This is a genomic window from Actinomadura barringtoniae (genome assembly GCF_017573505.1).
GTDB lineage: Bacteria > Actinomycetota > Actinomycetes > Streptosporangiales > Streptosporangiaceae > Spirillospora > Spirillospora barringtoniae.
The window spans coordinates 230547-245767 of record NZ_JAGEOJ010000012.1; the positions used below are offsets into that span (position 1 = coordinate 230547).

Consider the following 15221-nt stretch of genomic DNA (forward strand, 5'->3'; position numbering starts at 1 on the left):
CCCGGCGAATGTGGCCGACGGCCCGATGCCGTGCGGGCACCGCCCGGGAGATCGTCCGGTGCCATGGGACTGGGGTCGAAGGCAGTGCGCGCCGTTTACGGCGTGCTCACCGTTCAGATCATCGGAGTCGTCGTATTCGCCATCTCTTACAACTCGCTGGACTTTCACATCTATTGGGAGGGTGGGCGGGTCGCCGGCGATGGTGTGCGGCTTTATCGGGAGCAACTTGTCGCACATTGGTTCACCAATACACCGTTTATGGCCTCGCTGTTCGTCCCCATTTCGTGGGTGCCGCTGGGCGTCGCGAGGGTGGCCTGGCAATTGGGGTCGGTGGCCGCGTTCGGCTGGGCGTGGGTGAGCACGCTGAAGCTGGGCGGATTCCGCTGTACGCGGGGACGGGTCGCCGCGGTCGTGGCCGCCGGGCTGTTCCTGCAGCCGATGTGGCAGTCGATTTTCCTGGGCCAGATCAATCCGCTGCTGCTGGCGATCGTGCTGGCCGACGTCCGGCTCGTGGCGGCGGGACGGCGTTCCGCGGGGATCGGGATCGGGGTGGCGGCGGCGATCAAGCTGACGCCGGCGATCTTCGTGGTGATGCTGCTGCTCGCGGGGCGGGTCCGGGCGGCGGTCGTCGCGGCCGGGACGTTCGCCGCGTGCGGGCTGGCGGCGTTCGCGATCGCTCCAGAGGCGTCGCGGGTCTACTGGGGCGGCGTCTTCCTCGACACCTCACGCGTCGGGGTCCCGTATGTCAGCAACCAGTCGCCGTTCGGCGCGGCGGCGCGGCTGCTGGGCGGGCCGGACCGGGTGGGCGGCTGGTATCCGGTCGTGCCGCTGGTGCTGGGGGCGATCGGGCTCGCGGTCGCCGTGGCGTGGGCACGACGGAACGACTGGCTGGCCGCGGCGGCGGTCACGGGCGCGACCGGGCTGCTGGTCTCGCCGATCTCGTGGGCGCACCACTGGGTGTGGGTGGTGCCCGCGCTGGTCGTGCTCGTACGTCACGGCCGGCGGTGGTGGGCGGCGGGCGCGTACGTGCTGTTCTGCCTGTCGCCGCTGTGGTGGATGCCGCGCGAGTACGGCTTCCACGGGCCGGCCACGATCGTCATCAACTGCTATCTACTGTCCGGCCTGGGCTTTGTCGGTTATCTGGCCTGGGCTCTGCGACGGACTGGCGCTGGGGTTGGTGCTGGGGTTGGTGCTGGGGTTGGGACTGGCGTTGGGGCCGGCGCCGGGGCCCAGGAACTTGAGCATCTGGTCGATCTCTCCCGTACGGGACTTGATGAACCGCTGGGCGAGGCCCTTGGACTGCGGGTCGATGCCGGTGGCCACCTCGCGGCGGGCCATCTGTAGGGCGTCGTCCTGGTGCGCGACCATCATGTCGAGAAAGCGGCGTTCGAAGTCCGGTCCGTTCTTGGTGGAGAGCTTGGTGATCTCGCTCTCGCGCGTCATCACCATGCCACCGTGCGCCGTGTGTGAGTGGGCGAGCGCGACCGGCGGCTTGTGCCAGCCGCGCAGCCGGCCCGCCATCGTCTTGACCTCCGCGACCTGCGTCGTGTCGATCGCGGCGGCCAGCGTCGTGACGTCCGGCCGTACGGCCCGCTTCTCGGCGAGGCGCGCGATGCGGATGCCCTGCCCGTTGTGCTGGATCATCATCTGCAGGAACATCACGTCGTCGTCGTTGAAGCTCCCGTTCGGCGTACTGCCAGAGCTCGCGCACCCTGTCAGCAGGAGCAGGGCCGCGACGACGATGCAGGTGAACGGGCCGTATCTCATGGAGTCCTTATCTCATGGAGTCCTCGAGCGCTGGTGGAACGTCCCGCGCCGGGCACCGCCTCGGGCGGTGGGGGACGGCGGCGCCGGCGGTCGCCCGGCGCGGGACGGAGGGGATCGGCCTTGTCGGTTTGTTGGGCGTTACACGCGCTGCCAGAGGGAGGGCGTGGTCGGCGGCTCCCAGCCGGCCAGCGCGGTGTGCGCCTGGAGGCACTTGTACGAGACGCCCTGGTAGGTCACCTGGTCACCGGCCTTGTAGGCGGTGCCCGCGGCCCAGCTGCCGCTCGGCTGCTGCGTGGGCGGAGGCGTGGTGGGCGGGGGCGTCTGCGTCGGCGGCGGGGTGGTGGGCGGCGGCGTCGGGGTGTTGCCGCCGCCGAAGTCCACGTCCGAGCAGGTGTAGAACGCCTCGTTGCTGCCGACGACCCGCTGCCAGATCGAGTAGAGGATGTGGCGGCCGGTCCGCTGCGGGATGTTGATCGTCCAGTTGGTGTAGGTGGTCGGGTTCTGGTTGTTGAACGTCTGGATCGGCACCAGGTCCGCCCAGCGCAGCGGCTGCGAGGGGTCCCAGCCGTCGCGGGTGATGTAGAACTCGAAGTTGCTGTTCTGGTGCGGCGCGGTCGCGTAGTAGGTGATGGTGAGCGGCCCCGGGGAGATGCGCTTGGCGGGCCAGTCCGTACGGACCAGGTCGAGCCCGCGGTACTTCTCGCGGCCCGCGCTGCACAGCTTCCCGTCCGGGATCAGCTCGCGGTGCCGGCCGCCCGCGTCGAGGAGCGACACCTCGTTCCAGTCGTAGAACGCCTGGGTGCCGCCCGCGGCGACCGCCGCCTTGCAGGCATCGGACTTGGGACTCTCGGGGTTCTCCAGCTTGCAGACGTACACGCGGCTGGGCGGGTCGGACATGGTGCCGTGCGCGCTCGCCGGGCTCGCCTGGACGACGACGGAGAGCAGGGCCGCGGCCGGGACCGCCGCGGTCACGAAGGCGACCTTGGATCTCTTTCGCATGGGGGATCTGACCTCCCTTGTGGGGTGGAAACGTGTCAGGCCTTGTGGGGTGGAGACGTGTCAGGGCAGTGCGTTCAGGAATGGCTCGTGGCTGTTCATGAACTCCCAGTTGAAGTAGCGGTCCCAGTTGATGGACCACGTCATCAGGCCGCGGATGGCGGGTGAGGTGCCGCCGCGGAGCGTGTAGCCGCCGCAGTCCTGGCCCTTGGCCAGGCAGTTGAGCGCCTGCTGCACCTGGGCGGGCGAGGTGTAGCCGTTCCCCGCGCTGGTGGCGGCGGGCAGCCCGAACGCGATCTGGTCGGCACGCAGCCCCGGGAAACGGTGGCCGGTGCCGGCGACCGTGAAGCCCGCCTTCACCATGTCGGTCATCGCGATGTGGAAGTCCGCGTTGCCGACGTTGTGCCACTGCTCGTCCAGGCCTGTCACGGGACCGGAGTTGTAGTCCTGGACGTGCAGGACCGTGAGCGCGTCGCGAAGGGCGTGGATGACGGGCAGGTAGGCGCCGGTGCGGTTGTCACCGCCGCCCGCGCCGCCATAGAACTTGTAGCCGACCTGAACGAAGAAGGTCTCCGGCGCCATGGTCAGCACGAACTTGGACCCGTACTTGGCCTTGAGGGTCTTCAGCGCGGAGATGAGGTTGACGATGACCGGCGTCGTCGGGTTGGCGAAGTCGGTGTCGCCGGCGTCGAGGTAGAGGCTGTGGCCTTCGAAGTCGACGTCCAGGCCGTCCAGGCCGTACTTGTCGATGATGGCCGAGACCGAGCTGACGAACGTGTCGCGCGCGGCCGTGGTGGTGAGCTGCACCTGGCCGTTCTGGCCGCCGATGGAGATGAGGACCTTCTTGCCCTGTGCCTGCTTGGCGCGGATGGCGGCGATGAAGTCGGCGTCGCTCTCCACGTTCGGGCATTCCGACGCCGGGCAGCGGTTGAAGCGGACGTCGCCTGACGTGGGCGAGGTGGGCTCACCGAAGGCCAGGTCGATGATGTCCCACGCGGATGGCACGTCCGCCATGCGGATGTAGCCCGAACCGTTGGCGAAGCTGGCGTGCAGGTAGCCGATGAGGGCGTGCTTGGCCAGGCCGGTGTCGGTGCATCCGCCGGTGGTGCCGGTGACCGAGTCCGACTTGGGCGACTCCCCCGCGCTGTTGTACGCGGCGACCGTGTAGGTGTGCGTCGTGCAGGGAGTAAGGCCGCCGATCGTGGCCGACGTGCCTGTGGAGGTGGCGACGGCCGTGTTGCCCTCGTACACGCGGTAGCCGGTAACGGTCCCGGTGGGGGCGGTCCAGGAGAGGGCCATCGAGTTGCTGGTCACCGCGCCGAGTTGCGGTGCGGTCGGGGCGGCGGGCGCTCCGTCGCCGGGCGGGGTGCCACCGGGCCCGTCCAGTTCCACGTCATCGGCGTTGTAGGTGCCCGTTCCGTACCAGCCGTGCAGGAAGATCTGCGCCGACGTCTGGCTCGCGGTGGTCGTGAAGCTGACGCTGAGCTTGGTGTACGAGGTGGCCGAGGGCGTCCAGGTGGAGGCTCCGCCCGTTACGCCGAGGTAGACGTAGCTGCCGCGTACCCACGCCGAGAGCGTGTAGGCGGTGTTCGCCTTGACCGCGACCGTCTGCGTGCACTGCGCGGTGTCGGATCCGGAGGCTGCCCCTGCGAGGGCATACGACCCGGAGTGCACAGGGGTGGAGACCACCGATCCGGTGCCACCCGAGCACGCCCAGTTGGAGAGCGAGCCGGTCTCGAAACCGCTGTTGGAGAGGATGTTGGCGGCGAAGGCGGCCGGGGCCTGCGTGGCGTTCAGGCCGATGGTCACCAGGAGCGCGGCCATCAGGGCGGCGAGGTATTTCTTCATCGTCGGCGTCCTACGGCAGGGTGTCGAGGTGCGGGCGGACGGTCTTGGCGAAGCCGTTGCCGTTGGTGACGTCCCAGTTCACCGACCAGGTCATCGCGCCGCGGATGTCGGGATAGGTGTGCGGCGGTTTGAACGATCCGCAGTTGGTCGCCTTGGCCAGGCAGTCCAGGGCGTTGTTCACCGTGGAGGGTGACACCACCCCGCCCCCTGCCGCGCCGGAGCCGGCGGGGAGGCCGAGGGACACCTGGTCCGCGCGCAGGCCGTTCTCCAGCTGAATGCAGGCAAGAGCGGTGATGAAGTCTTCGGTTCCCTGGGAGTAGACCTTCTGGTCGCAGCCGAGCATCGAGCCGGAGTTGTAGTACTGCATGTGGACGACCGTGAGGATGTCCTTGATGTTCAGGGCCAGCTGGAAGTAGCTCCCGCCCGTGGACTGCATGTCGATGGTCTGCGGCGCCATCGTGACGATGAGGTTCGCGCCCGCCTTGGTGCGCAGCGAGTGAAGGGCCTGACCCATGTAGGTGGCGTTGAGGCCGTTCTCCAGGTCGATGTCCACGCCGTCGAAGCCGTAGCTCTGCATCAGGGAGTAGACGCTGTCGGCGAAGGCGTTCGCGGACGAGGAGTCACTTACCTGGACGGCGCCGTTCTGGCCGCCTACCGAGAGGATGACCTTCTTGCCGCGGCTGTGAAGTGTCTGCACGTCCGCCTTGAACTGCGCGTCGGTGTAACCGCCCAGCGAACTGGAAAGGCCCGGGTCCACGGCGAAGGTGACCTGCCCGCGCGTGGTCGTCGCCTCTCCGAAGGCCACCGCGACGAGGTCGTACTCAGAGGGAACGTCCGCGAGCTTCAGTTCCGCGGCCGCGTTGGCGAAGTCGTGCCAGTACCCGGTGAGGAAGTGCTTGGGCAGGGGCCCGCCCGTCGTGCACCCACCCGTAGTACCGCTGACCTCTGCGCTGGCTGCCGACTCCCCTGCCGAGTTGTACGCCTTGACCGTGTAGCTATGGGAGGTGCAGGCCGCGAGCCCTGAGAGAGTCGCACTCGTGGACGTCGTCGTCGCCCGTACGGTCGTCCCCTCATACACGCGATAGCCGGTGACGGTCCCACTGGAAGCGGTCCACGTGAGCGTGAGCGAAGAATCGCTGCGCCCGCTGACGCTCGGAGGGCCCGGCGTACCGGGTGCCCCTGGCGTGCCGGGCCCACTGTCACCCGTGCAGGCCGCGCCGTTGATCGTGCAGTTCTGCGGGGCACCCGAGCCGCTCGCCACGAAGCCGAACGACACCGACGCCCCGGCCGCCACGGTCCCGTTGTATTCGCGGTTCTTGAACGTCACATGCTGTCCGGAGCTGGTGAGCAGCGAGTCCCAGTAGGTGCCGACGCTCGTTCCCGCGGGGACGTCGGCGTCCACCTTCCACGAGCTGATGGCGGCGCTCGTGCCATTGGTGATCGTGTACTTGCCCTCATAGCCGGAGCCCCAGTCGGAGGACTTGGTGAACGTCGCGGTCACCGCCCCGGCGGCGAGCGCCTGCAACGGCACCAGCAGCGCGAGGAGCAGAGCGGAAAGGCCGAGGAACACGGCTCGGCGCACGAAGCGCATGGTCACTCCAGAGTCGGACGAAGGGAACAGCGGCCAATCCCCCGACCCCGAGACGAAGCACGTGCGCGATCACATTGGATAAGAAGGTTTCCTATAAATTTGAATGAACGGTAACCCCGCCGTCGGCGACCGGACAAGCCCCTTGCCGCCACCGCCGAAAAGCCCAGGAACCGCCCCCGCCAACCACCCCAGGTAGCGGACCAAGCCAGCTGGACGACCTTGAAAATCGGCACCCCTTGCCCACGGATCACCGCTTCGCCTGGCAGTACTTGTCACTTCCGCAGACCAGCCGCCGCGGGCTCCCCACCCCTCGCGTCCGAAGGGCTTCAGATTCCGAAGGATGGGATTTGCGCCACAGCGGTAGACACACTTCTACCGGTGGATGGATCTCAACCGCGTGACCGTTCGGCCCGGGGCCGAAAAGAGCCGGCGGCCGGTCTCCGTCGCCCCCGACCCGAGCGCACCGCCCTTACCTTGAAGGGCGTCCGGACCGCTCTGCCTTACCCGGAGAAATGGACCGGTCGGATGGTCGTGGCGCCGCTGCGCGAGCCGTAAGCCGGACGGTCCGAAATCGAAGAGACCCTTGCCCGCTACGCGGGTCGCCGTTAGGGCCGCAACACCTGGGCCACAAAGTCCCCCGAAACCTCCTTCACGACGCTCCGAATGGGGACAATGGCCCTCTGAAACCCCGGGCTTCGAAGGAGACCAGATGGGATCGCGGCACGCCCCCGTGCAGCCGCTGTCCCGGAACGACCCGTCACGCATCGGCGCGTACACGCTCCTCGGCAGGCTCGGCGCCGGTGCGATGGGACGGGTGTATCTGGGCAGATCCGCCGCGGGCCGCCTCGTCGCGGTCAAGACGATCAGGAGCGAGCTCGCCGGCGAAGGAGACTTCCGGGCCCGCTTCCGCCATGAGATCGACGCGGCCCGCCGGGTCAGCGGAGCGTTCACGGCCGCCGTCATCGAGGCCGATCCCGACGCGGAGGTCCCGTGGCTGGCGACCTCCTACGTCGCCGCTCCGTCCCTCGACCTCCTGGTCAAGTCCTGCGGCCCGCTGCCGCCCGCCGCCGTACGCTGGCTCGCCGCCGGGTGCGCCGAGGCCCTCGAGTCGATCCACCGCACCGGTCTCCTGCACCGCGACCTCAAACCCTCGAACGTCCTGGTCTCGGCCGACGGCCTGCGCGTCATCGACTTCGGCGTGGCCCGTGCCGCCGAACGCAGCACCCTCACCGCCACCCGCCAAGCCGTGGGCACCCCCGCCTACATGGCCCCCGAACAAGCCCGCAACGCCCGCAAGACCGTCCAGGCCAGCGACATCTTCTCCCTGGGCAGCACGCTCCTTTACGCCGCCACGGGCCACCCTCCCTACAAGGGCGACTCGGTCACCGAGATCCTCACCCGCCTGGCCACCGAGCCGCCCGACCTCACAGATCTCCCCGAAGCGCTCCACGAGGTCGTGACGCACTGCCTGGCTCGCGACCCGGCCGACCGTCCCACCGCGGCAACGCTCCTGGACACCCTGGGAAGCTCCTCCCCCTCGATGTCCCCCGCCCATCTCCCCGACTGCGCGCTGGAACTGATCGAGGAACACCGCCAGTGGCCCCGTTCGACCTCGCCCGAAGACCCCACCTTCGCCTCCGCGACCTCAACCCCTGAGATACGCGAACCCGCCCCCACCCAGGAGCCGCAGAAACAGCGAGCCCCTCACCTGCCGACCCTCCTGGCAGCCGCCATCGCCGTCGCCATGCTGCTCATCGGCGGAACCGCAGGCGCCCTGATCTTCCACCAGTCCAGCTCCAGCACGAATCCCCCACGAGGCGGTCCCCCCGCCGAACCCGATGCTCCCCTGTCAGGAGCCGCCCAGCGACCGGACGGCAATCCGCGCATATTGCTCAACCAGCCGCTGGGCGACGGAAACACGGTCTTCGTGGTGCACGGCCGAGGCTGGCCCCCCGGCGCCCAGATCACCATCCGGCTCGACAAGAGACCACCGTCCCCCAGCAAACCCACCGTCGACGCCCGCGGCACCTGGAACTACGCCATCAACCAGAGCCACGAGTTCATCGCCGGCAAGCTGCCCCCGGGCGTCCACGAGGTAACGGCATCCTCAAACGGGACCGTCACCCACACACGATTCACCGTGAACAACCTCTAGGACCGATCCCACCAAAGGTCTTCCTGCCGAGAACACCACGAAGGGTCGTCCAGCTTCGCGAGATCCCCCGCCGTGATGACGGCGTGGTCGATCAACGCCCCCACCACGACCTCATCGGACAAACGCGTCCCCGGCCGCGAAAGCCCCCGCGAAGCGATCTTCCTGCGAAGCACCCTCAGGTGCTCCCCCACCCGCGCCGCGATCCGCTCCCTGAACGCAGGGTCCTTGTCGAACCGCTCCAGCTCATGGTGCGCCTCGGTGACCGACAACGCTCCCCGCGCGATCTCCGGCACCCTCGGCAGAGGCGTGGACCGCCCCGGGTCCAACAGCCAAGGCCGGCACCAGAGCAACGCCACCAGAAACAGCTTCGTCTTCGGATCCAGATAAAGAGGCCTCAACGTGGCCTCCTCATCCGATGCACCCCTCTGCCCAGGCACGCTCCACGCCCCCTGACTGACTTCCACCCGTACCGCCTGCCCCTCGTCGAGCATCGCCCGCGACCCCACCAGCAGGACCCCAGCCCTGGTGAACCAACCCCCCATCGGCTCACTGCGCCCCTCCAGCGGAGGCAGCCGCACCTGATACCCATCGGTCTCGACGTACAACGCGTGCGTCCCGCTCAGATTGGCGACCCAAGCGCCCCCGGGGACTCCCACGACCACCCCCGCGCGCCGCGAGAGTCCCCGGTCAGCGGCGATGACGAGATCGACATCCGCCCCCCGCCCGAACTCCAACCGCCCGCCCTCCGGCACTTCCACCACTTCGCCGGAAGGTGCGGTCACCTGCGTCATATCGCCCACAGTCACGGAGTCTAGAACCGCCCCACATGCCCCACCATCCCGGAATTCAGGGATACCCAAGGCCCCCGATCCAAGCTTTCCTGGACCTCTCCCGAGGAACCATTCAAGGCGCCGATCTCGTCCAGCCCTATCGGGGGTGGCCTGGAAAGACCGGCTCCCGCCGGGCCCGGTCCGGGGCACCACCAGGAGGCCCCCGGCACCGGCCCGGCAAAGAGACCAGTCCCTCGACCGGAAAGCCCGACGTGCCTCCAGACCAAGCGGACGAAGAACTTCTGGCGATGACCATGATGACCATCTGGTCCCTCAGAACCGGCCGGCCCGTCCCCGGCTTCCCACCCAGCCGCCTGACCGAAGAAGAGCTCATCACCTTCTGGTCCGACGACGCCCTCCAGGCCACCCACAACGGCCGATCCCACTCGCTCGACCGTTGATCATCAGTGGGCTGATCGCTCTGAACGACATCGGCGTGCCCGCATCAGGCCAGTATCAACGCTCTGTAAACGCGCCGTCGCACCCGGCCGTCCCCAGAGTGACATCACCGATAGTCCTTGTCGTGGCCGATGAAAGCGGGACGCGATGACCGCCCAAGAAGACCAACACCAGCCCTATGTCGGCACCGGCATCGACGCGGCCGCGGCCAATCGGCTCGTCCGTCTGCTGGGCCTGTTCTGCCGCGGCGACGAGTCCGTTCTGGCCGTCGCCACCACTGTCAAAGCTCTGCCGACACTCACGCACGTCGCGCTCACCGATCACCGGCTGGTCGGTTTCTCGGAACCTGACCTGGCCAAGGAGGGCTTCCGGCAAGAGCTCGCAATCAGCGACGTCGCCGCAGTGGACACTCGGAAGTCGTACCAGCAGCGCTGGTTCCTGGCCTTGACCACGAGCGCGGGGGAGGAGACCGATTTCGGTGACATCCACGAGCACGACATCTCCCTCGTCGTCGACCTGCTCCGAGCCCTCACCACCCCACCGGCTGAGCCGAGCGGGTCCAACGCGCCTCGGCCCGTACCCGCACCGGAGTTCGCCGCGCCACAGCCGGTCGCCTCGCCGCCTCCCTTCACGGCCCTGGCTCCCTCGCTACCGGCCCAGCCTCCCGGCACGGCCTGGCAGTACAACCCGCCACCGACCTGGCCGATGCCACCTGCCGGATGGGCTCCCCCATTCGGATGGCAGCCGGATCCTTCTTGGCCACCCGCACCGCCGAACTGGCAGTTCTGGCTCCCGACTCTGCCCGTCGTACCCACGCCCCCCACGCCGGTCGCACCAGTCGCACCGCCCGAGCCCGCCCCGGCCTCCCGGCACCGCCCCTATTTGGGGATCAAGGTCAAGCAGGGGAAGGCGGACAAGCTCCTCCAGATCGTGGAGCGCTACATCGATCCAGATGAGTCGATCTGTGTCCTGGTGACAGCGACCAAGATGCGCCCGCTGCTCTCACACCTGGCCATCACCGATCGCCGGATCCTCGCCTTCGCCACCGCCGACATCGACCGCGCCGGAGTGAGGCACCAGGCCGCTCTGGGTGAGATCAGCAACGTCGACATCCGCTCATCTTTTGCCCGCCGCGGCTACCTGGCCATCACCTTCCTCAACGGCACAGAGCTGGATTTCGGTGACCTTCAAGAGAACGACGCTCCCGTCGTTCTGCAGAACGCGGATCGACTCGCCTCCCGGGGACACAGCGCCTCCCCGCAGCCGGAGCCCGCTCCACCCGCTCCACTCGTTCCGCAGCCAGAGCCGACCCCACCCGCCCCACAGCCCGTCTCAGCCCATCTGTCCCAGAGCCACGCCACTGCGGACAGGCGCCCGGTCTTCGGCGGCAAGAAGCATCGCATCGACGAACTCGAAGCCGAGAACGCCCACCTCCAAGAATGGGTGACGCGCCTGGGCGGCCTAGAGCCACGGCAGCTCACGGAGGAGATCGAGAGTCTCCGCGCGGATGCTGCCGCACTGCGGGACGAACTCAGCAAGAAGCGACGTGAGCTGGACGAGATCAGCAGCGGCATCGTCGAGACCCAGGACCTCGCACTGCTCCAGGAAGCCGGCATCTACGAGTACCAGCATCCACTCGCCGACACGGTCGCCTACAAGGCCAAGCTCGCGAGCATCAAGGATAAGATCAAATCAATGGCCCGTTCGGGCAAGGCCGTCGTCGGAGCCACCAACTGGACGGTCAATGGCTCGATCGCTCAGGGCAACAAGATGGTCCGTGACTTCTCCAAGCTGATGCTGCGCGCCTACAACGCCGAGGCTGACAACCTCGTCCGGACCATGCGTCCTTACAAGCTGGACTCAGCGATCGAGCGGTTGGACAAGACCGCCCAGGCCATCGAGCGCCTCGGTAAGACGATGGACATCCGGGTGAGCACTGAATATCGGCGGATCCGCGTCCAGGAACTCAAGCTGACCGCCGACTACCTGGCCAAGACCGAAGAAGAGAAGGAGCGCGTGCGGGCCGAGCGCGAGCGCCAGCGCGAGGATGAGAAGGCACGTAAGGAGTTCGAGCGGGAGAAGGCGCGGCTGCTCAAGGAACGCGCCCATGTCGAGTCGGCCCTAGGCCGTCTGGAGAGCAACGGCGACCACGAGGGCGCCGCCCAGCTCCGCGACAAGCTCACCGAGGTCGACTCGGCGATCACCGACGTCGAGGGACGCGCCGCCAACACCCGCGCGGGCTACGTCTACGTGATCTCCAACATCGGTGCCTTCGGCGAGCGCATGGTCAAGATCGGCATGACGCGCCGCCTCGAGCCCATGGACCGCGTCCGCGAACTGGGCGACGCGTCGGTCCCCTTCCGGTTCGACGTCCATGCTCTGATCTTCAGCGACGACGCCGTCGGGCTCGAGGCCAAGCTCCATCAAGCCTTCGCCGAGCAACGCGTCAACCAGGTGAATCTCCGCCGCGAGTTCTTCTACGCCACTCCGCCCGAAGTCCGCGAAACGCTGGAACGCCTCGCCGGCAACCACCTCCTCGAATACACCGAGACCCCCGAAGCTCTCGAATGGCGCGCGAGCCGCTCATCCGGCAACTGATCCTAGGACGGCAGCTCCTCCTATCCGGGTAGTTAGGGCTCCTGGGATTTCTCACGGTTCGCGCTTCAATGGAGGAACCCGGTTCCTGCCTACTGTGCGGAGGAAGGGAAGGCGGCATGCGCAACGAGGACATCAGGTCGAAGAGCTTCACTCTGAAAGAGCTCTTTCACGAGGTGTCCTACGAGATCGATTACTACCAGCGCGACTACGCCTGGGGGGAGGACGAGGTACGGATCCTCCTCAGAGATCTCTGCGGCTCATTCACCGAATGGTCGAGGAACGCCGAGTTCCGCAGGCGGCCGAGGAACGCACCCCAATACTTCCTCGGCCCGTTCGTCTATTACGAGCAGCGTCGTGGCCGTCGCTTCCTGGTCGACGGACAGCAGCGGTTCGTCACCCTTCACCTGATCTTCATGCATCTACGAGCGCTGATGAAGGATCTCAACGAAGATCACAGCGTCTACCGGCTCAACCAGGTCGTCATCAAGGACGACCGCAGCTTCTCCATGGGCATTCCCGATCACGAGCCGGTGCTGCGGGCCATCAGCGAGGGACACGATTACGAGCCCGGCTACGGCGACTCGCTGTCGAGGCGCAACCTGTGGGCTCGCAGCCAACAGATCGAACCCTTCCTCCGGGACGCCCTGGAGAGCGTTCAGTACGAGCCGTTCATCGACTGGCTCCTCGACCGCGTCGCCTTGGTGGGCATTCAGGCGACCAGTCGCGACAACGGCTTCCGCATGTTCGAGACCATGAACGATCGCGGAGCCCGCCTCACCGCCATCGACCTCCTCAAGAGCTATCTGCTTTCCAACGCCGGCGCGGACGAGGAACGACTCAACGACAGATGGCGGCGGATGCTGAGCGAGCTGACCCTCGATCGCGAGGGAACCGGCGCCCCCACGCGTTTCGTCAAGGCGATCCTCCGCGCCCGGTACGCCGACCCCGACAACCGTGGCGACCGTGATCAGATCGAGGGGAATCTCAACACCTGGGTGAGAAGGAACCACAGCGCGCTCGGACTGAGCACTCCGGCCGACTATCTCCGCTTCGTCGGGGACCTGGTGGACACGGCCAAGCTGTTCCGTACCTTCCTGGCGGCCAGCCGCGAACTGAACTCGGGCTTCGAGACGATCTTCTTCAACGAACGCAACGGTCTCGGCGACCAGATGGTGGCGATCTTGGCCGCCCTCAACTCCACGGACACCGCGACCGCGGCGAACGAGAAGGCCAGGCAGATCGCGGACTTCATCGACCGGTGGTACGTCATGCGGGTGCTGCAAGATCTCCCCGTTCAGCCTCCGGACATCGACGACCTCGTCTACGGCACGCTCGTTCCGGCGCTGCGCAAATGTCACAACGCTTCGGACGTCACGAGCACGCTTCGTGAGATGCCCGTACCGGGCGAGGTCAGCATCCTGGATGCCACCACGTACGGCCTCCGGGGCAACAACGCACACCACGTGCGCTACGTACTGGCCAGGGTCACGGCATACGTCGAACAGTCGGTCGGACGGGCCTGCGACATTCTCGACTTCCTCAACGGCGAGAAGTTCCACATCGAGCATCTGTGGCCGACGCATCACCGGCTGGTCATCGAGGAGATCCCCGACCCGGTGGTCTTCCGAACCCGCCGGAACCAGCTAGGGGCACTCGGGCTTCTCCCGGCACGCGAGAACTCGAGCCTCAACGACATGCCGTTCCGGGAGAAAATCAAGACATACGCACGGTTCAACACGCTGCTCGGCATTCTCGGCCCAGGCTTCAACACCCGGAACACGCCCCTGCGCGACTTCGTCAGGAACAACGAGCTGGGCGGCCTCCTGCATTCGTTCGGCGACAGAACCCCGATGACCGAGATCGTGGAGACGCGGCAGGAGCTCATCCTGCGGCTCTGCGCGATGATCTGGGACCCGAACGGACAGCCGCACGCGGCCGCGAGCAGGCCACCCCACCGACCCCGCGGTGGCGTGCCTGAGCCGAAACCCGCACGACACAAGGCCAAGCGCCGCACCGACGTAGCCCGCATGCTCAATGCCGGGGTGCTCGAGGCCGGTGCTCGTATCGTGCTCACTTACAAGGGCGTAGAGCACTGGGCGACGATCGACCAAGACGGCGGCATCATCCTCAACGCCACCGGCGGGACGCCGTACAACAAGGTCGACGACGCGGGAAGCGCAGTGCGAGGCACGCGCTGTCGCGGGATGGTCGAGTGGCATGCCGTACGCGAGGACGGAACTCGCATCAGCCTGAGCGACCTGAGAGCCCAGGCCATCGCCACTGGAAGACTCGGCCGCACCCGCCCCCAGTCCCGCTGAATCGGATCGGCCGGCACCTTTTCGACAGGCGAAGGCTCGTACTACACCGGGCGTAACCATCGGCCGGTCGCTACTCCGATGAGCGCAGATGAGATGCCGCCCGCCTGCCGACGACTTCCTTGAAGGCGCGTCAGAGCATGGGCTCAAGATCCGGCAACTCAAAGGGAGCTCGGCATGGACGAGGTATCAGAAGAGAAGATTCGACGGCCGAGGCGCGCCCTGACGTGGGCGCTGGCACCGGCCGCGATCGTTGGGGCGGTGGCCCTCGGCGCGACGGGCTGGGCAGCCGCATCCAGCGATTCGGCGACTCCAGCGGCGTCCGCCGCCTCACCGAGCCCGTCGAACAGCGCGCATCACGGTGCCTGGGGCAGATGGCAAGGCCATTGGAGAGGCTGGGGAGGAGGCATGGCCAACGGCTTCGGCAGCTTCCTCCACGGCGAATGCGTCACGGCCAAGGAGGGCGGCGGCACGCAGACGAACGTCTTCCAGCGCGGCACGGTGACCGAGGTGACCTCCAACAGCGTGACCGTCCGGAGCTCCGACGGCTTCACCCAGCACTACACCGCCAACAGTGATCTGCTGGTCAACGGCGACAAGAAGGGCCCGAGCGCCATCTCCAAGAACAAGGAGATCGTCATCATCGCTCTGAAGGAAGGCTCTACCTTCACCGCGCAACGAACGTTCGAAACCGATCACTGATTCGTCCCGTGGGTTGGTCC

The 15221-nt window shown here is 67.3% G+C and carries 10 protein-coding genes and 1 pseudogene; 6 read left to right on the top strand and 5 right to left on the bottom strand.

Annotation, left to right across the window (positions count from 1 at the left end; all coding sequences use genetic code 11):
- Positions 1 to 63: 63 nt before the first annotated feature.
- A pseudogene (locus tag J4573_RS54305) lies at positions 64 to 924 on the top strand (glycosyltransferase family 87 protein); the annotation flags it as partial.
- Positions 925 to 1110: 186 nt separating this feature from the next.
- Here J4573_RS54305 and J4573_RS54310 read toward each other — a convergent pair.
- The 4 genes from J4573_RS54310 to J4573_RS29115 form a co-directional block, all read right to left on the bottom strand.
- Positions 1111 to 1767, bottom strand: coding sequence for a DUF305 domain-containing protein (locus tag J4573_RS54310; protein WP_243773717.1), 657 nt, complete (start codon positions 1765 to 1767; stop codon positions 1111 to 1113).
- A gap of 138 nt (positions 1768 to 1905) precedes the next feature.
- Entirely contained in the window at positions 1906 to 2766 is an 861-nt protein-coding gene (locus tag J4573_RS29105) for a lytic polysaccharide monooxygenase auxiliary activity family 9 protein (RefSeq protein ID WP_243773718.1), read from the bottom strand.
- Positions 2767 to 2826: 60 nt separating this feature from the next.
- Entirely contained in the window at positions 2827 to 4611 is a 1785-nt protein-coding gene (locus tag J4573_RS29110) for a chitinase (protein ID WP_243773719.1), read from the bottom strand.
- 10 nt (positions 4612 to 4621) lie between these two features.
- The gene (locus J4573_RS29115) at positions 4622 to 6202 is read right to left on the bottom strand and encodes a chitinase (RefSeq protein WP_208259074.1); all 1581 of its coding nucleotides are present in this window, start codon (positions 6200 to 6202) and stop codon (positions 4622 to 4624) included.
- A gap of 709 nt (positions 6203 to 6911) precedes the next feature.
- Here J4573_RS29115 and J4573_RS29120 point away from each other — a divergent pair.
- Positions 6912 to 8357, top strand: coding sequence for a serine/threonine-protein kinase (locus J4573_RS29120; protein ID WP_208259075.1), 1446 nt, complete (start codon positions 6912 to 6914; stop codon positions 8355 to 8357).
- Here the strand turns inward: J4573_RS29120 and J4573_RS29125 are convergent.
- Complete coding sequence (locus tag J4573_RS29125) at positions 8354 to 9148, bottom strand: hypothetical protein (RefSeq protein ID WP_208259076.1); 795 nt, start codon at positions 9146 to 9148, stop codon at positions 8354 to 8356. The genes J4573_RS29120 and J4573_RS29125 overlap by 4 nt on opposite strands.
- Positions 9149 to 9435: 287 nt before the next feature.
- Here J4573_RS29125 and J4573_RS29130 point away from each other — a divergent pair, with 287 nt between their 5' ends.
- The 4 genes from J4573_RS29130 to J4573_RS29145 all read left to right on the top strand — a co-directional run bounded on the left by J4573_RS29130 (position 9436) and on the right by J4573_RS29145 (position 15201).
- Positions 9436 to 9588, top strand: a complete 153-nt coding sequence (locus tag J4573_RS29130; protein WP_208259077.1) for a hypothetical protein — start codon at positions 9436 to 9438, stop codon at positions 9586 to 9588.
- 145 nt (positions 9589 to 9733) lie between these two features.
- On the top strand, positions 9734 to 12184 hold the full coding sequence (locus tag J4573_RS29135) for an SNIPE associated domain-containing protein (protein ID WP_243773720.1): 2451 nt from the start codon (positions 9734 to 9736) through the stop codon (positions 12182 to 12184).
- 116 nt (positions 12185 to 12300) lie between these two features.
- Positions 12301 to 14502, top strand: coding sequence for a GmrSD restriction endonuclease domain-containing protein (locus J4573_RS29140; protein ID WP_208259078.1), 2202 nt, complete (start codon positions 12301 to 12303; stop codon positions 14500 to 14502).
- 405 nt (positions 14503 to 14907) lie between these two features.
- Entirely contained in the window at positions 14908 to 15201 is a 294-nt protein-coding gene (locus tag J4573_RS29145) for a hypothetical protein (protein WP_208259079.1), read from the top strand.
- Positions 15202 to 15221: the final 20 nt, after the last annotated feature.

Coding starts and splice junctions, on each gene's coding strand:
- J4573_RS54310 (WP_243773717.1), bottom strand. CDS start 1,767: ATGAGATACGGCCCGTTCACCTGCATCGTCGTCGCGGCCCTGCTCCTG.
- J4573_RS29105 (WP_243773718.1), bottom strand. CDS start 2,766: ATGCGAAAGAGATCCAAGGTCGCCTTCGTGACCGCGGCGGTCCCGGCC.
- J4573_RS29110 (WP_243773719.1), bottom strand. CDS start 4,611: ATGAAGAAATACCTCGCCGCCCTGATGGCCGCGCTCCTGGTGACCATC.
- J4573_RS29115 (WP_208259074.1), bottom strand. CDS start 6,202: ATGCGCTTCGTGCGCCGAGCCGTGTTCCTCGGCCTTTCCGCTCTGCTC.
- J4573_RS29120 (WP_208259075.1), top strand. CDS start 6,912: ATGGGATCGCGGCACGCCCCCGTGCAGCCGCTGTCCCGGAACGACCCG.
- J4573_RS29125 (WP_208259076.1), bottom strand. CDS start 9,148: ATGACGCAGGTGACCGCACCTTCCGGCGAAGTGGTGGAAGTGCCGGAG.
- J4573_RS29130 (WP_208259077.1), top strand. CDS start 9,436: ATGACCATGATGACCATCTGGTCCCTCAGAACCGGCCGGCCCGTCCCC.
- J4573_RS29135 (WP_243773720.1), top strand. CDS start 9,734: ATGACCGCCCAAGAAGACCAACACCAGCCCTATGTCGGCACCGGCATC.
- J4573_RS29140 (WP_208259078.1), top strand. CDS start 12,301: ATGCGCAACGAGGACATCAGGTCGAAGAGCTTCACTCTGAAAGAGCTC.
- J4573_RS29145 (WP_208259079.1), top strand. CDS start 14,908: ATGGCCAACGGCTTCGGCAGCTTCCTCCACGGCGAATGCGTCACGGCC.